17 protein-coding genes and 1 tRNA gene are annotated in these 22,196 nt (G+C 58.6%); 10 read left to right on the top strand and 8 right to left on the bottom strand.

All coding sequences use genetic code 11. The features are described 5' to 3' along the window. The 5 genes from MHK00_RS03415 to MHK00_RS03395 all read left to right on the top strand — a co-directional run bounded on the left by MHK00_RS03415 (nucleotide 1) and on the right by MHK00_RS03395 (nucleotide 9,379). On the top strand, nucleotides 1-1,782 hold the full coding sequence (locus MHK00_RS03415; protein ID WP_005325452.1) for an ABC transporter ATP-binding protein: 1,782 nt from the start codon (nucleotides 1-3) through the stop codon (nucleotides 1,780-1,782). 645 nt (nucleotides 1,783-2,427) lie between these two features. Continuing rightward, nucleotides 2,428-3,912: a SpaH/EbpB family LPXTG-anchored major pilin gene (locus tag MHK00_RS03410; RefSeq protein ID WP_005325453.1), complete on the top strand. Its 1,485-nt coding sequence runs from the start codon at nucleotides 2,428-2,430 to the stop codon at nucleotides 3,910-3,912. A gap of 193 nt (nucleotides 3,913-4,105) precedes the next feature. Beyond that, on the top strand, nucleotides 4,106-5,014 hold the full coding sequence (locus tag MHK00_RS03405) for a class C sortase (protein WP_049378962.1): 909 nt from the start codon (nucleotides 4,106-4,108) through the stop codon (nucleotides 5,012-5,014). A 4-nt stretch (nucleotides 5,015-5,018) separates the two neighbouring features. Further along, a complete protein-coding gene (locus MHK00_RS03400; protein WP_083312490.1) occupies nucleotides 5,019-5,870 on the top strand; it encodes a SpaA isopeptide-forming pilin-related protein in 852 nt (283 codons plus the stop codon). Continuing rightward, nucleotides 5,870-9,379, top strand: a complete 3,510-nt coding sequence (locus MHK00_RS03395) for a DUF6923 family protein (protein WP_250410456.1) — start codon at nucleotides 5,870-5,872, stop codon at nucleotides 9,377-9,379. Before MHK00_RS03400 ends, MHK00_RS03395 begins: the two co-directional genes overlap by 1 nt. 84 nt (nucleotides 9,380-9,463) lie before the next feature. Here the strand turns inward: MHK00_RS03395 and MHK00_RS03390 are convergent, their stop codons facing one another. The 3 genes from MHK00_RS03390 to MHK00_RS03380 all read right to left on the bottom strand — a co-directional run bounded on the left by MHK00_RS03390 (nucleotide 9,464) and on the right by MHK00_RS03380 (nucleotide 10,812). After that, nucleotides 9,464-10,393 (bottom strand): class C sortase, encoded by a 930-nt coding sequence (locus MHK00_RS03390; RefSeq protein WP_005325456.1) that lies wholly within the window; start codon nucleotides 10,391-10,393, stop codon nucleotides 9,464-9,466. Nucleotides 10,394-10,502: 109 nt separating this feature from the next. Beyond that, on the bottom strand, nucleotides 10,503-10,691 hold the full coding sequence (locus MHK00_RS03385) for a hypothetical protein (RefSeq protein WP_005325457.1): 189 nt from the start codon (nucleotides 10,689-10,691) through the stop codon (nucleotides 10,503-10,505). Between the two features lie 47 nt (nucleotides 10,692-10,738). Further along, a tRNA-Gly gene (locus MHK00_RS03380) sits at nucleotides 10,739-10,812 on the bottom strand. Between the two features lie 65 nt (nucleotides 10,813-10,877). Between MHK00_RS03380 and dcd the strand changes: the two genes are divergently transcribed. Both dcd and MHK00_RS03370 read left to right on the top strand, forming a co-directional pair. Continuing rightward, nucleotides 10,878-11,441, top strand: coding sequence for a dCTP deaminase (gene dcd / locus MHK00_RS03375; protein ID WP_239191762.1), 564 nt, complete (start codon nucleotides 10,878-10,880; stop codon nucleotides 11,439-11,441). A gap of 42 nt (nucleotides 11,442-11,483) precedes the next feature. Then, nucleotides 11,484-12,806: a UDP-glucose dehydrogenase family protein gene (locus MHK00_RS03370; RefSeq protein WP_250410454.1), complete on the top strand. Its 1,323-nt coding sequence runs from the start codon at nucleotides 11,484-11,486 to the stop codon at nucleotides 12,804-12,806. 71 nt (nucleotides 12,807-12,877) lie between these two features. Here MHK00_RS03370 and MHK00_RS03365 read toward each other — a convergent pair whose 3' ends face one another. The 5 genes from MHK00_RS03365 to MHK00_RS03345 all read right to left on the bottom strand — a co-directional run bounded on the left by MHK00_RS03365 (nucleotide 12,878) and on the right by MHK00_RS03345 (nucleotide 20,310). Then, nucleotides 12,878-14,041, bottom strand: coding sequence for a YibE/F family protein (locus tag MHK00_RS03365; RefSeq protein ID WP_250410452.1), 1,164 nt, complete (start codon nucleotides 14,039-14,041; stop codon nucleotides 12,878-12,880). A gap of 144 nt (nucleotides 14,042-14,185) precedes the next feature. Further along, entirely contained in the window at nucleotides 14,186-15,415 is a 1,230-nt protein-coding gene (locus tag MHK00_RS03360; RefSeq protein WP_179387070.1) for a pyridoxal phosphate-dependent aminotransferase, read from the bottom strand. Between the two features lie 55 nt (nucleotides 15,416-15,470). Next, complete coding sequence (locus MHK00_RS03355) at nucleotides 15,471-16,112, bottom strand: DUF1707 SHOCT-like domain-containing protein (RefSeq protein ID WP_250410450.1); 642 nt, start codon at nucleotides 16,110-16,112, stop codon at nucleotides 15,471-15,473. 57 nt (nucleotides 16,113-16,169) lie between these two features. After that, the gene (locus MHK00_RS03350; RefSeq protein ID WP_250410448.1) at nucleotides 16,170-17,447 is read right to left on the bottom strand and encodes a cation:proton antiporter; all 1,278 of its coding nucleotides are present in this window, start codon (nucleotides 17,445-17,447) and stop codon (nucleotides 16,170-16,172) included. 34 nt (nucleotides 17,448-17,481) lie between these two features. Next, nucleotides 17,482-20,310 carry a (Fe-S)-binding protein gene (locus MHK00_RS03345; RefSeq protein ID WP_250410446.1) on the bottom strand — a complete coding sequence of 943 codons (2,829 nt, stop codon included), beginning with the start codon at nucleotides 20,308-20,310 and terminating at the stop codon, nucleotides 17,482-17,484. Between the two features lie 244 nt (nucleotides 20,311-20,554). Here MHK00_RS03345 and MHK00_RS03340 point away from each other — a divergent pair, with 244 nt between their 5' ends. Genes MHK00_RS03340 through MHK00_RS03330 form a run of 3 tightly spaced genes read left to right on the top strand, consistent with a single transcriptional unit; the run spans nucleotide 20,555 to nucleotide 22,180 of the window. Further along, nucleotides 20,555-21,133 carry a DUF6230 family protein gene (locus MHK00_RS03340; protein ID WP_250410444.1) on the top strand — a complete coding sequence of 193 codons (579 nt, stop codon included), beginning with the start codon at nucleotides 20,555-20,557 and terminating at the stop codon, nucleotides 21,131-21,133. After that, the gene (locus MHK00_RS03335; RefSeq protein ID WP_239278565.1) at nucleotides 21,123-21,590 is read left to right on the top strand and encodes a DUF6114 domain-containing protein; all 468 of its coding nucleotides are present in this window, start codon (nucleotides 21,123-21,125) and stop codon (nucleotides 21,588-21,590) included. The genes MHK00_RS03340 and MHK00_RS03335 overlap by 11 nt, the downstream gene beginning before the upstream one ends. Next, nucleotides 21,587-22,180, top strand: a complete 594-nt coding sequence (locus MHK00_RS03330) for a hypothetical protein (RefSeq protein WP_250410443.1) — start codon at nucleotides 21,587-21,589, stop codon at nucleotides 22,178-22,180. Before MHK00_RS03335 ends, MHK00_RS03330 begins: the two co-directional genes overlap by 4 nt. Nucleotides 22,181-22,196 lie beyond the last annotated feature (16 nt).

Here is a 22,196-nt window from a genome sequence, read left to right as displayed (position 1 = left end):
ATGACCCGGCCGATGCACACCGCGGTGAAGGACCCGGCGGACATCGATCAGCTGGCCCAGCACCCGGTTGCCTTCCGCCGCGTCGCCGGCCTGTTTCGCCCGCACCGCGGCACGCTGTTGCTGGTGGTGGCACTCATCATCGCCACCTCCGGGCTGACGGTGGTGCAGCCTTTCCTGGTGCGCCGCACCGTGGATGAGGCCATTCCTGAACACGACACCGCGCTGCTGCTGTGGCTCGTCGGCGGCATGCTGGCCATCACCGTGGTCTCCCAGGCCATCGGCGTTATCCAGTCCTTTCTGTCGGCGCGGGTGGGGCACACCATCATGCACGAGCTGCGCACGCAGGTCTTTGCCAACCTGCAGCGCCAGTCGCTGCAGTTCTTTACCAATAACCGCGGCGGTGAGATTCAGTCGCGCCTGACCAATGACATCGCGGCGATGCGCGGCATGGTGACCACAACCGCGACATCCGTGGCCAGCAACCTCACCATGACTGTGGCTACGTTGGTGGCGATGGTGGCGCTTTCGCCTACCCTCTCGCTTTTGTCCCTGGTGGTACTGCCGCCTGCAGTGTGGCTGACCCGCCGCGCCGCCGTTCTGCGCCGCAGCCTCATGGAGAAAAACAGCCGCGCGCAGGCAACATTGCAGCAGACCATTTCGGAGAACCTGTCCGTGTCCGGCATGCGCCTGGCGGCCACGCTGGGTGCGCAGGAGCGCGTCTATGACGGCTTTGAGAAAACCTCCCGCTCCCTCATCCGTTTGGAGCTGGAATCGCAGTTGGCCGGGCGCTGGCGCATGGCGCTGACGCAAATCATCTTCGGCGTGATGCCGGCCCTGATTTACCTGGCGGCCGGCTTGCGCCCGGGCATTACGATTGGCACGCTCATCGCCTTTTCCACCCTGCAGACCCAGATCTTCCGTCCCATTACCGGCCTGCTCAACGTGGGCGCGCAGTGGGTGGCGTCGATGGCGCTGTTTAGCCGCATCTTCGAGTACCTGGACCTGGAGCCCGAACTCACCGAGGCCACCCAGCCCGCCCAGCTTGCCGACGCCTCCCTCACCCTCCAGCACGTCTCCTACCGCTACCCCGGCACCGACACCGACGCGCTTTCCGACGTCTCCCTTTCCATCCCCGCCCACACCACCACCGCGCTAGTGGGGCATACCGGGTCCGGCAAGTCCACGGTGGCCGCACTTTTTGCGCGCCTTGCCGATCCGACCGAAGGCACCGTGCACCTGGGCGGGGTCGACCTGCGCGATATTCCACCTGAGCAGCGCGCGGAGGTCATTGGCGTGGTCTCCCAGGAGACCTACCTGATTCACGGCACGGTGCGGGAGAACCTCCTCTTCGCGCAGCCGAATGCGAGTGAGGAACAGATGTGGGCGGCGCTTAACGCCGCGCGCGTGGACGAGGTCATCGCCGCGCTGCCGGAAGGTCTGGACACAGTGGTGGGCTCGCGCGGCTACCGCTTCTCCGGCGGTGAGCAGCAGCGCCTTTCGCTTGCCCGCACGTTGCTGCGCCAACCACGGGTGCTCATCTTGGATGAGGCCACCTCCGCCCTCGACAACGAGACGGAGCGCGCCATCCAGGAGGCAGTGCTTGGCGCGGATGCTACCCGCTTGGTCATCGCCCACCGCCTGTCCACTATCCGCGATGCCGACCAGATCATCGTCCTCGACGCTGGCCGCGTGGTCGAGCGCGGCACCCACGCCGAGCTGCTTGCGTGCGGCGGTGCCTATGCGGCGCTTCTTCGTGCTGTCGACGAGGCTCAGAGTACGTAGAGAGCTCTTGTCAGGAATCTTAACGCTATTAACTCTTTGGTACGTGGGCTGTTGAAGGCTGAGAATCTAAATGAGTTCAGGGTACCTTGAGCGCTCTTGGTGACGCTTCCTTTTATGGGTCATCAAAGGGGATGTTCTACCTGGTGGTATTGGCAGCATATATGGTTCGTTTCGTCGTCGTTGGAAGGTGCTCTCTGGGAAGCTACTCTCCTGCGTGAAGCTTGCATTCTATGTAACGGGTGTAAAATCGAGCAGGCTTACCCCCTTAAAGGGGCAATGTGTTCAGTTTCACACAAAACTAGATGACGTCTCGAAAGCATTAGTTGAACTGCAGAAGGAGTCTTCACGTTTGGGTGGACCGTGCGGATTCTTGAGAAGTTTAGCCGGTTTTGCGGGGGAGGAGCTTTAGTCGGGGACTTTGCCCAACACGCTGGGGTAGAATCTAGTTATGTAATCCACAGGCTATCGTTAGTTAAGGTTGGGGCCTGCGTAGACGTTTCCACCTGAAAACTACTCCTACTCTCGGCAGGCGAAAGATTCTTAGCAACGAGTCAGGTCATGGTGCGTGAACCGTGGGGAATGGATTGCACACAGCCAATGAGGCGCGGTGCCTCATTTCAGAACTCGTGTAAAGGACCAGTTTCCGTGAACAAGATCTCTCGTACCGCTCGTTCGGTTACTTTCGCTGCCGTCGTTGGCCTCTCTATGGGTATCTCCGCTCCGGGGGCCCTGGCGCAAGACGGTGCTGTCGATGCACAGCCTGCTGCTGAGCAGGGCGCCGTGAACAAGGCAAACATCAATTTCAACCAAAAGGGCTCTATCACCCTCTTCAAGAAGAAGGGTGCTGAGTCTGGTACTGCGGCTACCGGTAAGGAAATGGCAGGCGTTCCGGGTGAGGCTCTGTCTGGCGTGACCTACAAGATCACCAAGCTCGATTACGACCTGCAGAAGGATGATTGGGCGGCGTTCCCGAAGTCGGCTGCTGACGTCAAGGGCGACAAGAAGACTGCGGAAACCAAGGAAGAAACCACCGGCACTGATGGCAAGGCAGCTTTCACTGATCTGCCTTTGGGCATCTACTTGGTAGAGGAAACTAACGCTCCGGACGGCATCGTTGCCGGTGCTCCGTTCATCGTGTCGGTGCCGATGGTTAACGAGGCATCGGATGCCTGGAACTACGACGTCATCGCGTACCCGAAGAACACGGAAACCAAGACCAAGAAGACTGTCAAGGATGCAGATCAGAACATCCAGGACGCGTACACCTACACCATCAACGCGGATGCTCCGACCTGGGGTGCGGGTAAGAGCCTGACCGCCTTCCGCTTCGAGGATCAGCTGGACCAGCGTTTGGACTTCCAGAAGGTCACCGAGGTCAAGGCTGGAGAGACCGCTCTGGGTGCCGGTGACTACGAGGTCAACAATCCGGCTGAGAACGGAAACAAGCTCGTCGTTAAGCTGACCGACCAGGGCCTTGCCAAGGTTAAGTCCGGTGACAAGATGTCTCTGACCTTCGAGGTCAAGCGCAAGGAAGTGGGCGACACCACTGAGCTGAAGAACCAGGCTGACGTCATCTTCAACAACCCGAACACCGGCAACGAGGTCAAGAACAAGACCAATGAGGTCGTGACCTACCACGGCAAGCTGAAGGTTGTGAAGAAGGACGGCAAGGAGGACGGTAAGGTCCTGGAAGGTGCTGAGTTCGAGCTATACCAGTGCACCGCGGCAAATAAGCTGGGCGGTAAGTTGACCGTCAAGGAGCAGGACAAGTGGACCACCGGTGCTGACGGCACCATCACCATCGACGGACTGCACGTCACCGACTTCGCAGATAACGCACAGGTCACCGACATCAAGAAGTTCTGTCTGAAGGAAACCAAGGCTCCAGCGGGCTACGCACTGCCGGAAAACCCTGTTACCGAAATTGAGTTCACCCGCGAGAACATCGCGAAGACTGGTGAGCTCGAGGGTGACGACGCCGTCACCCTTGTTTCTGAAATTGAAAACATCAAGCGCGACACCCCGAACCTGCCGATGACCGGTGGTGCCGGTGTGGGCATCCTGGCTGCTATTGGCGCAGCAATTGTTGCTGCTGGTGCTTGGTTCGCTCGTCGTACCGCGCGCAACTAATAGCCGGGCGTAGTTCCGGTGGCGCAGACTGTCCATGATGGTCTGCGCTGCGGGTCGGGTAATCAAAATATGGTGCTCGACCCAGTGAGGGGACTGGGCTAGGTATAGACTTCAGTCCCCTTCATTCTCTTTCGTTGTAATCCCGGTCGCGCTGCGCTAGCGCGTGGGGCATTGTTTTGGGTGGTGCGGGTCGTTGACTACGGTGGTAGGCCAAAATGCAGGCCGACGGCACAGGCGCCGTGGAGGCCTAGTCCTTCCGGCGGTAATCGTTGTCGTTGGGTTGTTGGTGATGCTGTACCCAGTGGTCTCGACCGCATGGAACAATTGGAACGCCTCAAGAGTGGCGCAGGAATATGCGCGACTGGATAAAGAGACACCGGCGCAGGTGCAGGATTCGGTGTGGGATGCTGCACATGCATACAACGAAGAACATACGTCGGGTCCGATCTTGGATCCGTGGCTGAACCGTATCGGGGTAGACAATCCCGACTATGAGGCTTATTTGAAGCAGTTGGGTGAGACCGAAGCGATGGCCCGCCTCGTGTTCCCAGCAGTAGACGTTGATCTTCCGGTGTTTCATGGCACCGCAGATAAGACACTGCAGCGTGGTTTGGGGCATTTGTATGGTTCTGACCTGCCGGTCGGTGGATCAGGAACCCATTCCGTCATTACGGGGCATACGGGTCTGGCAAATTCGACGATGTTTGATCACCTCGACTCTGCCACCGAGGGAGATGTGTTCTATATCCAGGTTGCTGGCCACAAATTGAAGTACGTCGTAGACGACATTCAAGTTGTGCTGCCGAGCGAGGTAGATGGCCTACGGCCAGTCGCTGATCAGGATTACGTCACACTGATTACGTGCACCCCGTACGGGATCAACACGCATCGCTTGCTGGTGCGTGGCCATCAGGTTCCTATGGAGCCTGGGGAGGAGTCGGTGTTTGAAAACTCCCATGGTCCGGGCTGGCAATGGTGGATGTACGCGCTGTTGGCTGCGGTGATTGTCATTGGGTGTTGGCTGGTGTGGTGGCTGCGTCGCCAGAAGGCGGCTACCGGGGTGCAAGAAGTTATTAATAAGGAAAGTAGCGTGCGGGAGTAAGGCGATGAAGAGGTTGACAAATGCATGGTCGGCCCGAGTGGTTGCCGTCGGAGTAGCGTGTGCGGTTGCGTTCGCAGGGCCGGGCGTCGTTGCTGCAGAAGCGGTGCAGGTTGCCGGGCAGCAGTCCACTGGTGCGGAACGCACTTCGGCTACGGATACAGTGACAATCCGGCTGACACAAGGCAATCCCAACGACGATGGCCAGCCGCCCTCGGGAAAAATCCAAGGTGTCACAATTCATCTGGACCGGCTTGCCGGCTTGGACCCGACCAACGCTGACGACGCAGCCCGCGTACGGAACGCGAATCTCGACGAGGTTCGTGATTGGCGCACCGATGTGCACGTGGATCTGGTCACCAATGCCAATGGCGAGGTGACGTTTGATGGTCTAGCTCATGGCTTCTATGTGGTGACGTCTACAGCGCCGGATGATTCCTACCGAGAGATAAACCCGTTTGTGGTGGCGGTTCCATTCCACACGGTGGTAGATAACCCGAAACCAGTACCAGGAGTAATCGTGGCTAAGACCCACAAACCGGGTGAAACGCCGACGCCACCCACGTCGTCATCTGCTCCGAGCGCTCCGCCGTCACGCCCGGATACCCCGCAAACACCTCCGAACTATCCACCGACTAAACCAGGGAAGCCACCTCACCAACCCGAGACAACGCCGCCGGGTACTCCAAGTGCCGGTAAGACCTCAACCCCAGTAACGTCGTCGGGCAATGGTGGCTCATTGGCGATGACCGGTGCACAGGTAATCGGTGTAGTAGCCGCAGCGTTGGCATTGATTGCCACTGGTTTCGTGATGATTGCCTTTAGCCGTAGGAAGAATTCAGAAAGCGAGGGACGCTAATGTCCTGGACAGATTCTCATCCGGTCGAGCCGGTTGTGTACCGCTGGCGTGCTCTTGCGGCGTTCATTGCTGCACTGGCTCTCGTTGTTGGTGTTGCTGCACCGGCTGCTCTGCCCGGAATCGTTGGTGCCGTAGCCGAAGCACAAACCACAACCCTGCGCACCAAGCTCGATTCCGCAGACCAACTGAGCCTGACTGTTGGCGACTCCGCAACATTTGAAGGCCACTTTGTTGACGCCGGAACCGTGGAGGAGTTGGAATTCACTGTTGAGACTGCAGGACTGGAGTTCGACGGCTCGGCCTACACACTGACTATCGACGGCGAAGTGATCCCCGTCCGCGAAGGAGACAACCTCGTTGTAAAATCAACCAGTTCTTCAGTGACTTTCCGAATCGCTGGCCTTTCTACTGACGTGCCAGCAGGGGCAGCTTTCTCACTGAAGATCCCAGCGGTCGCAGAGGAATCCGAACTGAGCGGGATGTCCGTCGACGTGCGTGGAGTAGCCGAGGAGACTACCAGCACGTCATCACCTGAATCCAGCGAAGCCTTAGAAGCCCCTTCGGAGGTGACTGAGCCGCTTGATATTGCTGACGTTGACGCGGCCCCAGCCCGTCTGATGGCGGCGCCGAACATTACCCCGTACGCTGCAGGCGACCGCACCATCACGATGGTAAACGATGGATACGTGCTCAAGGGAAGCCGCTATATCCCGAACTTTAAGATTCCGGCCGGTGAGCTTTTTGGCGGCCAGCTGTCCATTCCGCAAGGCACGGTGGTTACCCTCAAATCCAGCGTTAACAGTTATTTATCGACTAACCCTGATGACCTGACGATCTATTACACCGGTGCCAACGGAGGTTGGTATGAGGCGAAGGTGACCTACAAAAGGATTAGCGCCAAGGAATACCAAGTCATCCTGCCGCAGATTACTATTGGTGGCACCGCACAGATTCAGTTTAAGGGTGTTCACCGCGGGCCAGCCGATACAGTGTTTACAGCTTCCTTCACCGTTCCTGCGAAAAAGGAGTGCCAAGATCCGGTTACAAGCAGACAGCCAAAGCGCGATCTCACCCCAGCTGAATTTGCCGACGGTAGCCCTGTCTACGTTGTAACCAGTGAACCTAAGGATCTTCGCCGAGACACTTCCATTCTGAGCCGTCAAGTCAACCAAGGCCGAGACTTTCGCCAGGTGGGAGAGTCCACTCCCTGGGTATACAATGCTCTAGCCTTTGATTCGAGTGATAACTGGCTTTATGCGGTAAGCCAGATTCGCGGTCAAAATGGTGATCCCTGCTACCCTGCAGGAAATCTCCTGCAGATCAATCCGGCAACCGGTGAAGTATATAATCTTGGGCCTATTTTAAAGGCCGGAAGTACCGGTACCCCGTTTGAAACGAGCGGCGACCGGGATCTCCTCAACGCTGGCGTGTACACCAGCGAGGGATTCTTTGTGGGCAACACGTCCACTTCTGGTAGCCGTCACCTTTATAAGGTCGACGTCGACAAAGTCACGGCTCAACGCGTGCTAGGAAGCCAGAAGTCCTACTCGGAGGACTGGGCGGTGCTCCCGCAAGCCCAGAAGTATATGTGGGGTTTCCAGAGTAAGGCTCAGGCAGGCGACAAGCTTATCCTTGAACGCATTGACACACAGACCGGCGACATCAGGACCTGGGATCTCACCGGCATCAAGACCTTGGATGGGCGCACGATCTCGAACCCCTCTGCTTCTTGGGGCAAGGCGTGGACCTACGCCAATGGAAACCTGGGTTTTGGCTCGGGTAGTGCGAATGCGAATCAGCTGGGCTTTGAGCTAAAGATCACCAACCCAGATGATGATAGCCCGAAGTTCGAGCTGGTCAACATAATGAACAACCTGCCTGCTTCATTTAACACGGACGCGGCCTCCGACCTAGTTCCGCCGCCGCCAGCGCTGCAATCAAACATTGCGGTGAAGAAGCAACGCTCCGAGACCAAGGTGGTGGACGGTGAGGTGCGGACTTTTTGGACTATCTCCGTGGAAAACACTACGGACAATGCCAGCTCGGGTGGTACGTTCTGGGAATACCTACCAACGGATACTCACTATGGTGTGAACGCTACCGACCCCACGGCAAAGTTTGAGGGCTTTGGTCCGGGATCTACCGTGGTCAACGGCCGTGGTCCGGGGCCCAATGAGATCAAACCTGAGAGCGGCATTTACGCCGGGATGGACGTGCCGTCAGCCACAAGTGGTGAGGTGGGGTACATGAAGGGTTACGTGGGTACCCTTCCCGGACACGCGAAGGTAGAGTATGTCGTCTCTGCGCCGGTGCGAAAAGATGAGAACGGCAACCTCAAGACGGTGTGTAGTCCCAACAAGGTGGCCTTCCAGGCCACGGACGGGGAGTCGAGCCCGGCTGAAGATGACAACGTTGCTACTGAAGCCTGCTTGAATAAGGTTGCTGTCGACAACACACCGCAACCTGTTCTTGGTGCAGTGAATGAATACACTGCGAAGTACAACGTCGTAGTTGAGGCACCGGACGCACCTGGCTTCGACACCAACGACGTGATCTACGGCAAGCTCACGGACACCCCGAAGTTCGTTGGTGCTGCCACGGTGACTGGAGCCACTGTGGTCTTCAAGGATGAGTTCAACAGGACCAGCCAGCCGCAGTCGTACCTGGGCGCCGGTCCGTACGAACTCAACAAGAATGACACTCCGAAGATCATTAAACCTAAATCCAAGGGTGTTGGCGGAAGTACAGGGCAGCATGTCTACGAGGTGACGGTGCGTTTCAAGCTGGATCGTTCAAAGCTGGACAGCACCTCTGTACCCGCCGGGTACCCGAGCCAACCTGCAGGAAACACCCGCTGCTACACCAAGGATGGCCTGCACGAGCCCAACTTTGGACTCATGAACGAGGCAGAAATAGGCGGCTGGAAGGATACTGACTGTATCCCGCTGGAGACCAAGGAAACTATGGACGTCCTGCTCGAAAAGGCGAGCTATAATCCGGACAACCCGGACGAGATCCAAACCGACGGGTTGCTTGGCGGCGCGCAGTTCACCGTCCACCGCGGTGATGCTAACGGCAACCTGAAGCTAAACGCGGATGGCAGCGTCAACGCTGATGCTAACCCCGTGGTGAAGCAGTCCACGACCACCACCACAGGCCGCGTCAAGCTCGAAGGCTTGGACGCCCCTGGCGTTTATTACCTCATCGAGACCAAGGCACCGAACGGCTATAATCTGCTGCCCGCGCCGATCAAGTTCTCGACGGAGTGGGATCAGAATGGCAATGCAGTCATCAAGGTGCTCTCCGGGGGGACCGCGATCACCAGTAATAGGTGCGCTGAATCTGACACCTCTGCCAACTGTGTGAAGAAAATCGGCGTCCTTCAGGTCGCTGACATCACCAAGGGTGCACTGCCCAAGACCGGTGGTGAGGGCGTAGGCCTGTGGGCGCTCGCTGGTGGCGCGATTGTCGCGGCAGGGTGCCTCGCTTTGCGACGTCGCCCGGCATAGAACCACCGCTTGCGGCAACTTTAGAAAAGGCCCGCTTTTCCAATAACCAGGGAAGGGCGGGCCTTATTGCATGCTCATTGTCGGTTAGGAGTCCTGCGGGTCGTCGTCAAGCGCGGCGCCCTTGCCGTTGCCCACATATTTGCGCCACCAGTAGATGAGAAGAAGCACGATGATGGCAGCGGCAGCCAGAATGGCCCACATCCACCACTGCCAGTGAATACCAGAGCTGTTGAATGCGGCCTCGTCTTCCGGATCCATTGGCACTCGGTGGCCGGTGACGAGCAAGCGGTGGGTATTTACACCGTAGGGGGTGCAGGTAATGAGCGTAACGAGGTCCTGGCCTGGCTCACGGTGGAGCGAGCTGGTGTCCGCAGGCTCGACGACCCGAATATCGTGCACCTCGTACTTGAGCTTCTCGCCGCCGGCGGCGATGTAGAAAGCATCGCCCTTCTTGACCTTGGTGAGGTTGTCCCACAGCGTGGCATTTTGTAGGCCAGTGTGAGCGGAAAGTGCTGCGTGCCGGCCCTCTCCACCACCGACGCCGCCGACAGGTAGGTCCGTGCCATAGAGGTGGCCAGCGCCGCGGGAGAGTGCTTTTTCTGAGGTGCCATGATAAATGGGCAGATCGGAATCGATGGAGGGGATAACAATGCGGCCCATGGCATCGGTCTCCGACAGCACAGACAGGTATTGGCGGTAGCGCTGGTACTCGGGGGAGTCTTCGTTATCGGTGGTGGTCCAAGCGTCTTCCACACTGATTTGGCCCAGCTGCGCGTTGTAAGACTGCGCCTCGTCCCACGCGGTGTGCAGTACCTCAGGCGGGGCTTGCTTTTCCAGCTTGGCGTATTCCTCCGCGGCGCGGGATTGGGTGTGGTTGTTCCACTGCGTGGCCACGACGGGGTAGAGCAAGACACCAAGGCCGACGAGAATCAGGATCAACGCGATGATGGCGTTGTGGTTGGTGCCTTTTTTCTTGGCTGCGTCGGTGTTTTCCGCTGGTTCCTGCTTGCCCATTGTGTCCTTCCTGTGTGGGGTCTGTTGCGGTGCGTCCTGGTATTGGCGTGGGGGTAGTTTTTGAATCTCAGGCTAGGGAAGATGTAGCTCTGAGAGAAAACGTGTCTGTCTAGTCGCCGATAACAAAGCACAGGGCTTCATACCGATTCAGAGTTGCCTCGTCGATGACCAAGATTTGATCAACCGCGCGCTGTTCGTGGAGCTCATCGATTGTGCGGGGCGCAAGATCTTGAAGTACATGCTCACGCTCAGCGCGAAGATCCGCTGTGGTTTTAGGCGTGAAGATAGGGGCTGTCATGGTCCATCCTGTAGGTATGAAATTAGTCCATGAAATGGGAAAACAAGTGGAGCCGACGACGGGAATCGAACCCGCGCCAGCAGCTTGGGAAGCTGCAGTTCTACCATTAAACTACGTCGGCACTGCGCGCTTGCACGCTCCGGCCTACTATACACCGCGGCCTTCGGCATGAGTAGAATTGGGGCCGTGCTTCTTTCAGATCGTGATATCCGTGCCGCCATTGACACCGAAGAATTGGGCATCGAGCCCTTCGACAGTGAACTTATCCAGCCCTCGTCCGTGGACGTGCGCCTAGATAAGTATTTCCGAGTCTTCAATAACTCGCGGTACACGCATATTGACCCCAAAGAGGAAATGCCGGATCTCACCACCTTGGTGGAAGTAGAAGAAGATCAGTCCTTCATCCTGCACCCAGGCGAGTTCGTGCTGGGTGCCACGCTGGAAAAATTCACCCTGCCGGCAGACTTGGCCGGCCGCTTGGAAGGCAAGTCTTCCCTCGGCCGTTTAGGATTGTTGACCCACTCCACCGCGGGCTTTATTGACCCAGGCTTTTCCGGTCACATCACGCTCGAGCTTTCTAATACCGCCAACCTGCCCATCGCCCTGTGGCCGGGCATGAAGGTGGGGCAGCTGGCTATCTTCAAGATGACTTCACCAGCGGAAAGCCCATATGGCACCGGCTCGCTGGGCTCGAAGTACCAGGGTCAGCGCGGACCGACGCCATCGAAGTCTTACCTGAATTTTCGATAGGCTTAAACCGGCATTCACATAGAGCCTCTAATATGGGGCTTTATGCGTATGACTGTAATCGGCACCGGATACTTGGGTGCAACCCATGCTGCCTGCATGGCCGAGCTTGGCCATGAAGTACTAGGCGTGGACGTAGATGACAATAAAATTTCCGCTCTTAAATCGGGCAAGGTTCCGTTCTATGAACCGGGCCTACCGGAGGTTCTCGAGCGCAATATCGAGGCCGGCCGTCTTGACTTCAGCACGGACTATGAAGAAGCAGCCGCGTTCGGCAACCTGCACTTTTTGGGCGTAGGTACCCCGCAGCGCCGCGGTTCCTACGCAGCGGATATGACCTACGTGAAGGCCGTCATCACGGATCTGGTGCCCAAGCTCAAGGGCGATCACATCATCTTTGGTAAGTCCACCGTTCCGGTGGGAACGGCTGCAGAGCTCCAAGAGCTAGCCAATGAGCTTGCCCCAGAAGGCACCACCGTGGAAATCGCATGGAACCCGGAGTTCCTGCGTGAGGGGTATGCCGTCAAGGACACCATCACCCCAGACCGCATCGTTCTCGGTGTGCGCGAGGGCGAAAGCCGTGCCGAAGAGGTAGCGCGCGAGGTTTATGCTCAGCCGCTATCGCAGGACACCCCATTCATCGTGACGGATTGGCAGACCGCCGAGCTGGTCAAGGTCTCCGCTAATGCGTTCCTGGCCACCAAGATTTCCTTTATCAACGCCGTTTCTGAGATCTGCGAGATTGCAGGCGCGGACGTTACCGCTCTTGCCGACGCCATTGGGCTCGACGAACGCATCGGCCGCAAGTTCCTGGGCGCTGGCCTCGGCTTTGGTGGCGGTTGCCTGCCCAAGGACATCCGCGCCTTCATGGCCCGTGCTGGCGAGCTTGGCGCCGACCAGGCGCTGACCTTCCTGCGTGAGGTGGATGCTATCAATATGCGCCGCCGTGACCGCGTGGTGGACCTTGCCAAGGAAGCCTTCAATGGCTCCCTGCTTGGCCACCGCGTGACCGTATTGGGCTGTGCGTTTAAGCCGAATTCCGATGACGTGCGCGATTCGCCTGCCCTTGCCGTTGCCGGTTCCCTGTCGCTGGCTGGCGCGGCAGTAACCGTCTATGACCCAGAAGGCATGGACAACGCGAAGAAGGTATTCCCCACCTTGGATTACGCCGCGGACACTGACGATGCCCTGCGTGAGGCTGAGCTAGTTATTCTGGCAACCGAGTGGAAGCAGTTCAAGGAATTGGATCCGCAGCAAGCGGGCCAGCTCGTGGACAATAAGCACATTATCGATGGCCGCAATGTGCTGCCTGTCGCAGACTGGCAACAGGCGGGCTGGAAGGTCGATGCCTTGGGGCGCACCCTCTAGGTCCGCTACATCTGAGATACAAAGGCTGAGCAGCGTGATTATTGCGCTGCTCAGCCTTCTGCATAAGGGCCCTAAGCTTGTGCGCGCTGTGGCACTGTGAAAGCTGCAATGGCTGTGGTGATGGGAACCGCGAGGGTCAATGCCATCGCACCTACTCCGGAACGCAGCAGCTCCGTTGCGACGAGATCGCTGCTTAAAATCTGGCCTGCGGGGCGCTCCGCTGCGGTGATCAACATGAGCAGTGGCAAGGTCGCACCGGTATAGGTCAGAATTAGCGTATAAACCATTGAGGCAATATGGTCGCGGCCCACCTTCATTGCGGAGAGGAAAAGCTGTGAAGGGCGAGCATCAGGGTCCGCTCCGTGGAGTTCGGTAATGGTGGATGCTTGGGCCACGGCGGCGTCGGCAAGGCTGCCCAAGGCACCGACCACAAAACCGCATAAGAGCACGCCCACGATGGACACGTTGGGCATATAAAGAAGTAGCTTCAGGTTGTCCTCGGAACTATAGCCTTGTAGCTGCGAACTATCGATAGCGGCCCACGCTAACGCTGCTGCAAGAATGAGAGCGATAAGGGAGCCGCCCACCGCCGATGCCGATTTCCAATTCAGTCCATGGACGAGAGGAACGGCGAACAGAATGATGGCGGAACAGGCAACAAGGGCGGACCAGAGGGGGTTATGGGCGTCGATAAGAGCGGGGACGAGGAACGCAAAGATCACGCCTAGGCTAAGCGTCAAGCCGATAAGGGCGCGCACGCCATGCCAGGCCGCAAAAGCGATAATGACGACGGCCACGATAACTGCCCACAGAGCTAGGTTTCCGGTGCGCTGATAATCAGCGAAAGCATAGGACACAGCACCGGAAGGGTCATTAGCCTTGGAAAGAACAATGTTGTCGCCCGGTTTAAGCTGCGGATCGCCGGCATTGCCGTAGGTGACCAATTGGGTCATGCGTCCTTCGTCCTCGCCGGAGGTGATGTTGACTAGGGCACGGTCGCACTGCACTTCCTCAGTCCCAGGAATAAGTGGCGGCGTATCGAAGGCCTGCCCAGTAAGTTCCGATTGGCAAGCCGAGTGGTCTGTCGTATCGACCGTGCCCTCCACCTGTGGGTGGTTGAGGGCATAGGTTTGCTGAAACTCAGTGGAGGTGTGCTCGGAAGCTGGACTCTGAGGCCACAGCAATGCCATGCCCGCAATGGTGGCAATAAGCGCTGTGACGAGCACACCGAGCAAAGTTAATCGCCATGGATGCTGAGTTATCGAAGCAGAGAGCCGACGCCATGAACTAGGGGTCGGCTGAGATTTAGGTCCCGCAGAATGTCTTCCCATGCACCATATTGTTATGGATTATCACTATCGTTAGCAACTGGTGGGAAACTACTGCTTGTAGCTCACTAGGAAGTTACCTAGGCGCTCAATGGCGTTTTCGATTTGGGATGCCCACGGCAGCGTCACCACGCGGAAGTGATCCGGGTTCGGCCAGTTAAAGCCGGTGCCTTGCACCATGAGGATCTTTTCTGCCTTCAAAATATCCAGCATGAGCTTGGCATCATCATGAATCTCATACACGTTCGGATCCAAGCGCGGGAAGAGGTAGAGCGAGCCCATGGGCTTTACCGCAGAAACGCCCGGAATCTCGTTGAGCTTTTCGTAGGCAATATTGCGCTGGCGCAAAAGGCGCCCGCCGGTACCGGTGAGCTCGTAGATGGACTGCCGGCCACCTAGCGCCACCTGGATAGCGTGCTGCGCCGGCACATTCGGGCACAGGCGCGTTCCGGCTAGGAGCTCCAGTCCCTCGATGAAGCCACGGGCGTGGTGTTTAGGGCCGGTGAGCACCATCCAACCAGCGCGGTAGCCACACACGCGGTAGGCCTTGGACAAGCCATTAAATGTGATGGTGAGCAGGTCTGGGGCGAGCGAAGCAATGGAGATATGCTGCGCGCCGTCGTAAAGAATGCGGTCATAGATCTCATCAGCCAAGATGAGCAGGTTATGCTCGCGGGCGATGTTGACAATCTTCTGCAAAACTTCGCGTGAGTAGACAGCACCCGTTGGGTTATTCGGGTTGATGACCACAATGGCCTTGGTCTTATCCGTAATCTTGGACTCGATGTCTTCAATGGATGGATTCCAGTCATCCTCCTCATCGCACAGGTAGTGCACAGGGGTGCCGCCTGCCAGGGACGTAGCTGCGGTCCACAGCGGATAATCCGGCGCCGGAATGAGAACCTCATCGCCATTATTAAGCAGCGCCTGGGTGGTCATGCTGATGAGCTCGGAGACGCCATTGCCCAAGAAGACATCGTTGATATCAAAGGGCGGAAAATCTTCAAGCTCGTAGCGGGTAACAATGGACCGACGAGCAGAAATGATTCCCTTGGAGGTGGAATAGCCCTGGGAAGTAGGCAGGGCAGCGATCATATCGCGCATGATGACATCGGGAGCCTCGAAGCCAAAGACGGCTGGGTTACCGGTGTTGAGTTTTAAGATGGTGTGCCCATCGAGCTCCATGCGTTCCGCTTCCGCAGAGACCTCGCCACGGATGTCATACGCGACGCCCTTGAGCTTGTCGGACTGGTCAAAAATGCGGTGTTTCGGAGAAGTCATGGAATTATTGTGCCACGATTCACAGCCACACAAAACGCTTTAAAAGCAGCGATGACTATTTTTTATTCCACTCGTTGAACTTGCGCTTGGCCAGATCCATAGCCTGCCCGGTAATTTCGCCGGCTTGCATGCGTCGATCGGCCCACATCTTTTCTTCGATCATCTTTTGCTGTGCGCGCTCATGCGCCGTGAGCGCGCGAATCTCGCGCAATTGTTCTTTCTCAATCTGGCGTACAGATGGGGCGTGCCACGAGGAAGGGCCCACCTTGGCAACATAGAGCAGAATCCACAGGATAGGGATGAGCGCGGCTGCTGCCGCGCCTCCGAGCAAAAGCCATGGGCTGCTCAAGGTCGCGCTCATCACGATAAGCGTTGGACTGGCAACGGCAAGCAGCACCGAGCCGGAAAGTGCGGTCGCAAACTTTGGCTTCTTGCCCGCATTATGGGCGCGCGTGACCTCACCGCGAGAATAAACCTTGACCTCGTGGGAACCACGCGCCGGAATGTCTTGAAAGACGGGCACGAGGTCTTGGTGGGTGCTAGCGCGCATGACGTCGTCCGAGCGATCCTCGAACTCTTCCATGGTTAACCGGCCTTCACCCACGGCGCGGGCGAGGTCATTGATGGCATCGTTGCGCTCGGAATCGGACAGGCGCATCGTCCGATTGATAGGGGAAGAACCAAAGCTATTACTCACGCTTCCCAGTTTAGGAAATTTCCTCCCTGCTAGGGACGTGCTCTTAGCGAACGCTGCCTATAGGTCCTTGGGCTCAGTGGTGGAGTTCGCCTCGTCTTTCTTCTCGGGCTGTTTCTTGCCGCCCACCAGGCTGGCGAGGAATGGGAAGAGGGCGACGGTAAGTGCGCCGCCGGAGACAAAGATGGAGGCAATTTCGGGTTCCATAATCTTGGAGTTCACCGCCAAGGTGGTCACCGCCACGATGATCGGCAGACCGGTGGCGGAATACAAGCCCACTTGGAGGCGCTCGCGGATGGTTTCAATATCGGATCCGGTATGCGCTACATTTTCGCGCAGGAAGACCGGCAGACCACGTGTCACCAGAATAAGGGCTGGAATGCCCAGCACCTTCCACGGATTATTGGCGATGGTATCCCAGCTAATGCTCATGCCAGAGACCACGAAGAAAACTGGGATGAGCATGGAATAAAACACCACATCGAGGCGGTGTTCAAGGCGGCGGTGGAATTCATCCGGGATGATGCGGTTCAAAATAATGCCAGCGGCAAAGGCACCGAGCACGATATCGAGTTCAAAGACTGCCGTAACCGCCATGAGGATGGCCAGAATCAGGATGATAAGACGCAAGATCGTCTGGTTGGTGGAGCCCGCACCGGAGATAAAGGCGGTCTTCACCCAAGGGATGGTCGAGGCGATGGCCGCCGGCATAACGGCGACGGCAACGGCGATGATGATGAAGAACAACAAAATGATCATCGTCGTCAGCGTGGAACGAGTACCCAGCAGCAGCGCCATTGCGGTAATGGGGGCGACCTCACCAATGGCACCGTGAATCATCACGGAGTTGCCCACCTTGGTGCCCAGAATGCGGTCCTGTTTCAGCATCGGCGTGAGTGTGCCCAGCGCCGTTGACGTTAGCGCCAAGGCGACGACGATGGCACCGGGGACGTTATCCACCAAGAAGTAGGCGCCCACGCCACAGGCGAGGGCACAGATGATCCAGGTAGATAGTGCCGTGCCGGCTTCTTTGGTTTTGAGGGTAGAGATTTGAATCTCAAAGCCCGCGAGGAGGAACAGCGCGCCCACGCCGAGCTCCTTGAGCATTTCGATGCCTTCATCCTCGGCTGCGAGGTCGAGTACGGAGGGGCCAATTATCATGCCGAAAATCAGCAAGAGGGCCACCGACGGCAGGCGGTAGCCCAACATATAAGAGACCAGCGGCGCGAGTAGAGCCGCGGCCATAATCCAGGCGAAAGAGACTAGGGAATTTGTATTTTCGGTTGCGCCTGCCGCCAGCAGCAGGGCATCGGTGGGGAGTCCCGCATTAAAATGCATGGACTACAGCGTACGCACCAATGCCCCTGCGCGCCTACTCAGATTCAGGTGGCTTTGGCACGCTTTCCGACGCCGGTGGTGCCGGAGCCGCCGGAGGTGCTGGCGGGGTTGGTGCGGCTGGCGGCTCAGCCTTTGGCGGGGTGGACGCAGCAGGGGCCTGTGGCGGTTTCGGCGCCGCTGGAGGCGTCGGTGCTACGGGTGCTGCGGGTGCGTTTGGCGGTGTTGGAGCGGCTGGTGCCTGTGGTGCAGGTGCTGCCGGGGCGCTCGGTGGGGTAGGCGCGCTTGGTGCTGCGGGAGCTGCCGGTGCTTGGGGAGTCTGCGGTGCAGCTGGCGGGGTCGGTGCCGACGGAGCAGAAGGTGCACTTGGCGCGGGCGCAGCCGGCGCTGCGGGTGCGCTTGGTGGTGTTGGAGCGGCTGGTGCCTTGGGCGCAGGTGCCGGCGGGGCACTTGGAGGGGTAGGCGCGCTTGGTGCTGCGGGAGCGGCTGGAGCCGCTGGTGCTTGGGGAGCTTGTGGCGCAGTTGGTGCGGCTGGTGCCGCTGGCGTTGCAGGTGCGCTAGGCGGGGTCGGCGCGCCTGGTGCCTTGGGCGCAGGTGCTGCTGGAGCACTTGGAGGGGTGGGTGCACTCGGTGCCGCGGGAGCCTTTGGCGCTCGAGGAGCTTGCGGTGCAGCCGGCGCTGCGGGTGCGGCCGGTGCTGCAGAAGCGGCCGGGGTGTGGGTGGTGTTTGGGGTGGCGGAAGTGGGGGCGTCGGCAAGCGGGGTTTCTTTGGCGCTGGCCGACTTTTGGTGGCGCACAGGGGTGGAGAGGAAGGCCTTGGGATTGGGCTCCGGCAGGGTGCCTGACTCGTCGAGGGAGATGGAATTGCGCAGCATAACCGCCACGTCATTGACCTTGGTGGTGGGGGTGGAATCCTGCGCCAAGGACTTCACGCCGCCAGTCATCATGACATTGCAGAAGGGGCAGCCGGTGGCGATTTCTTCCGCGCCGGTCTCTAGGGCCTGCTCGGTGCGGAAGTCATTGATGCGAGTGCCGAGCTTTTCCTCCATGAACATGCGGGCGCCGCCGGCGCCACAGCAGAAGGCTTCATCGCGGCTCTTGTCCATCTCGCGCAGCTCCACGCCGGTGGCCTCGAGCAGCTCGCGCGGAGGATCGAAGACCTTATTGTGGCGGCCGAGGAAGCACGGATCGTGGTAGGTAATGGGCTTGCGATTCTCCGGCGTGCGCGGCACCGGCTTGAGCAAGCCCTCGCGGACCAGCCGGTTGAGCAGCTGGGTGTGGTGGAAGACGTCGAAGTGCCCGTCAAAGTCCGGGTACTCATTGCGGATCGTGTTAAAGCAGTGCGGGCAGGTGGTGATGATCTTGCGCTGGCCCTCCGGGACCCCGTCGAAGGCGTTGTTGAGGGTCTCCACGTTTTGCTGCGCCATCATCTGGAAAAGGAACTCGTTGCCGGCGCGGCGGGCAGGATCACCCGTACAGGTCTCACCCGTGGAGAGCACGCCAAACTTCACGCCTGCGGTATGCAGAAGGTCTACTACGGCACGAGTGGTGCGGCGGCCATCGTCATCATAAGCGCCAGCACAGCCCACCCAGAGCAGGTATTCCATATCGGAGAAATCGGCCTCGTCCTCACCAATGATGGGGACGTCGATGCCATCGGCGCGGGCCTCATCGATCCAGGCGCGGCGCTCAGAATTATTCCGGCCCCATGGATTGCCCTTGTTTTCCATATTCTTAAACAGGCCGGTGAGCTCGGAAGGGAAGTCCGATTCCGCAAGCACCTTGAAGCGGCGCAGATCCGCAATGTGATCGATGTGCTCAATATCGGTAGGACACTGATCCACGCAGGCACCGCAGTTGGTACAAGACCAGAGCACGTCATCATCGATAACGCCGGCCATGGACAGCACATCCAGGCCCTCGTGCGGATTGTAGTTATCCAGTGCGCCCTGGCGCAGGTCCATCATGAACTTTTTGGGGCTCAGCGGCTTTTCGGTATTCCACGCCGGGCATAGCTCTTGGCAGCGGCCGCACTCGGTACACGAGGTGGAATCCAGCAGCATCTTCCAGCTACCCGGGGTGATGTCTTCCTCCAAGTCCGGGGTGGGCAGGGATTGCAGCGCCTTTTCACCGGTGGCGTTGCGCTGGAAGAAGATATTGAAGAAGCTGGTGAAGCGGTGCCACATCACGCCCCACTGGAAATTGCGGGAAATAAAGACAATAAACAGCATGCCGGACAGCAGCTTGAACAGGGCGAAGAAGCTCACCAATGCTGGGGATGCAGGGAAGAGCTTGGCAAGGTGGACGCTCAAGAAATCCGCCCAGGCGGAGCCGCCGCCGTAGGTGGCGATCTTGGTGGACTTCACCAGGATCATGCCGAGTCCCTCAGAAAAGACAATGAACTCTACCCAGCGCGCCGCGGCGGTCTGGGAGTTGAAGAAGCGGCTGCCCCGCTCAGTATCGCCGAGTTTGAGGCGCACGCCGATGAGGAAACCAATACCTAGGACCGTCGCGATGCCTAAGACTTCCTCGACGAAGTGGTAGACCGGCCAGTGGCTGAGCCACGGCCAGCCCTTATCCGGCGCGAAGGTTTGGATATAGGCCTCAAACCACACCAAAATGCCAAAGAGGAAGCCCACCATTACCAGCCAGTGGGCGGCATTGACCAGCGGTTTACCCTTGAAGTGGGAGTGGCCAAAGACCTCCGCAATTACGCGCCATAAACGCTTACCCGGACTATCGGTGCGCTTGAGCTGGGTGGGTCCGCCCGAGCGGATGAACTTAAAGAGGGCCCATACGCGGGTGAAAAAGTACAGCCACACCGGAATCGATGCGGCTATAGCTATCCAACCGAACACGGTGGTCATGCGTGCTCCTTTATTACTGATGCTCCACGTTGTTATCTACCTTAAAGCCTAGGGGTGGAAATCAGAGAGTCTGCATTCAGTGCGGTATCACGGCAGGGTGGGCTGTACACTGTCAAGATGAGAAACTCGGCCGCCATATTCTGCTAAACGTGCTGTGCACGGCGGCGGAATAATACAGTGTCGGCGTCCGTAATGTGGCCGGGCAAGAAGAAGACCGAGACTGCCGCAGAAAGGGTAAACCGCCATGGGCAAAACCAATATCACCAAGGCCGCGGTGGCCTTGACCGCAGGCCTTGCTGCCTTTGGTGTTACTGGATTCGCCGTGGCGCAGGGCGGCTTGACCGCGAACCTGGCCCTTTCCGGTAGCTTCTTTAGAATCACCATGGGGCACTTGGATGGAGAGGGCTTTTCGCTTTTTGTTGATGATGATCAAAAGGCCGAAGAGCACCTTCCCGTCGCGCGTATCAAACTGGAGCATGCGAAGGTCTCTGATCTCTGCCTTTCCGTGACGGTTCCCAAGGTGCCCGGCGTTGGTGGGGAGGCCACCCTAGCGCTGAAGGCTGAGGGCGAGGGCAGTGTGGAATCCGATAGCCTGCTGGTCGGTGCGACCGACGTGGATGGTTCCTTGGTGATGCAGGATGTCAACGTGGGCATCGATGCGAATCAGCTCAGCGATACCGCCGATCCCGGCGCCTGGGGTCTCTATTCCAAGCAAGTTTCCCTCAAAGCGGATGATGTGAAGGCCACCTCCGTGGGCGCGCAGCGCCTTTCTGCCAAGAATGTGGGAGTGACGGTGAGGAGGGGGTCCGATAATGGCTGCTGAGTCCAGCACGGAAGAAACACAGACCCTCCCGGCGGCGGAGGCAACGGGCGAGGAGGAATCTAAGCCCAGCCTGTGGCAGCGCTTCCGCCACTGGCGCAGTGGTCGGCCCTTCCTTCCCGGGCTATTGCTTATTTTGTCCGGCATCATCATTGCCGCGCCGGCCTATATCACCATTCGGATCTCTGACCTTTTGGTGATGATTTCCACCATCTCTGGCGTCTCTACGCTGCTTATCGGCGTCTTGTTGGCCATGTTCGGCCTTGGTGCGTGGTTCCAGCCGGCAACCTCGACTTATGTCGGTGTGCTAGGCATCATCGTGGCCATTATCGCCTTGCCGACGTCCAATTTGGGCGGCTTCGTCATCGGCTCCCTGCTCGGCATCATTGGCGGGGCCTTTACCTTTGCGTGGCAGCCGGGGGAGCAAAAGCGCCGCCCTAAGGAAGCAGCAGAGCAATGACGAGGGCGATGCCGCGGGCGGCGCGTAGCTGCTTGGCCGTACTCACCTGTGCCCTGGTGGTGGGTGGTGTGAGTGGTTCCGAACGGGTTAATGCGCAAGATGCCCCGGCGGTTCCGTACTTCAGTACCGTCTTCGCGGATAAGGTGACGCTGACGAAAAATGTCACCGTTTCTTTGGGTACTTTCCCCACCGCCAGCGGTGATGTGCGGGTTCTAGAGCTGAAGGGCGAGAACCTCGACATCGACAACCTTGGCATCACGCTGCCTGGCCGCTACGGCGTTGGCATGCTGACCACGGGAGGGGATACCACCGAGGTACGCGGCGGACCGGTGACCATTATGGCTACCGAGCTCACAGCCACCCCGGCGGTGGGTAAGGTTTCTGCACCCCGGGCGAATATCGATTTAAGCCGCGACGATATCAATGCCGTGTTGGACAAACTTGGTGTTCCAGAGCCGCATCCCGTCCCCGATGCGGAAGTGCCCGACGTAATCATGGAGCACATTGAGCTGCGCGATGTCACCCTTGAGCTGGTAAACCTCAAGGGTGCTCACTTTAACGCGCCGACCGTGACGGTAGGGCTGGAGTAGCTCGCCGCCGGGGAAG

Source organism: Corynebacterium tuberculostearicum (assembly GCF_022347385.1).
Lineage (GTDB): Bacteria > Actinomycetota > Actinomycetes > Mycobacteriales > Mycobacteriaceae > Corynebacterium > Corynebacterium tuberculostearicum_M.
Note: the sequence above shows the minus strand (reverse complement) of the source record. Positions and strands in the feature narration are given on the sequence as shown.

Coding starts and splice junctions, on each gene's coding strand:
- MHK00_RS03415 (WP_005325452.1), top strand. CDS start 1: ATGACCCGGCCGATGCACACCGCGGTGAAGGACCCGGCGGACATCGAT.
- MHK00_RS03400 (WP_083312490.1), top strand. CDS start 5,019: ATGAAGAGGTTGACAAATGCATGGTCGGCCCGAGTGGTTGCCGTCGGA.
- MHK00_RS03395 (WP_250410456.1), top strand. CDS start 5,870: ATGTCCTGGACAGATTCTCATCCGGTCGAGCCGGTTGTGTACCGCTGG.
- MHK00_RS03390 (WP_005325456.1), bottom strand. CDS start 10,393: ATGGGCAAGCAGGAACCAGCGGAAAACACCGACGCAGCCAAGAAAAAA.
- MHK00_RS03385 (WP_005325457.1), bottom strand. CDS start 10,691: ATGACAGCCCCTATCTTCACGCCTAAAACCACAGCGGATCTTCGCGCT.
- MHK00_RS03370 (WP_250410454.1), top strand. CDS start 11,484: ATGCGTATGACTGTAATCGGCACCGGATACTTGGGTGCAACCCATGCT.
- MHK00_RS03360 (WP_179387070.1), bottom strand. CDS start 15,415: ATGACTTCTCCGAAACACCGCATTTTTGACCAGTCCGACAAGCTCAAG.
- MHK00_RS03350 (WP_250410448.1), bottom strand. CDS start 17,447: ATGCATTTTAATGCGGGACTCCCCACCGATGCCCTGCTGCTGGCGGCA.
- MHK00_RS03345 (WP_250410446.1), bottom strand. CDS start 20,310: ATGACCACCGTGTTCGGTTGGATAGCTATAGCCGCATCGATTCCGGTG.
- MHK00_RS03340 (WP_250410444.1), top strand. CDS start 20,555: ATGGGCAAAACCAATATCACCAAGGCCGCGGTGGCCTTGACCGCAGGC.
- MHK00_RS03335 (WP_239278565.1), top strand. CDS start 21,123: ATGGCTGCTGAGTCCAGCACGGAAGAAACACAGACCCTCCCGGCGGCG.
- MHK00_RS03330 (WP_250410443.1), top strand. CDS start 21,587: ATGACGAGGGCGATGCCGCGGGCGGCGCGTAGCTGCTTGGCCGTACTC.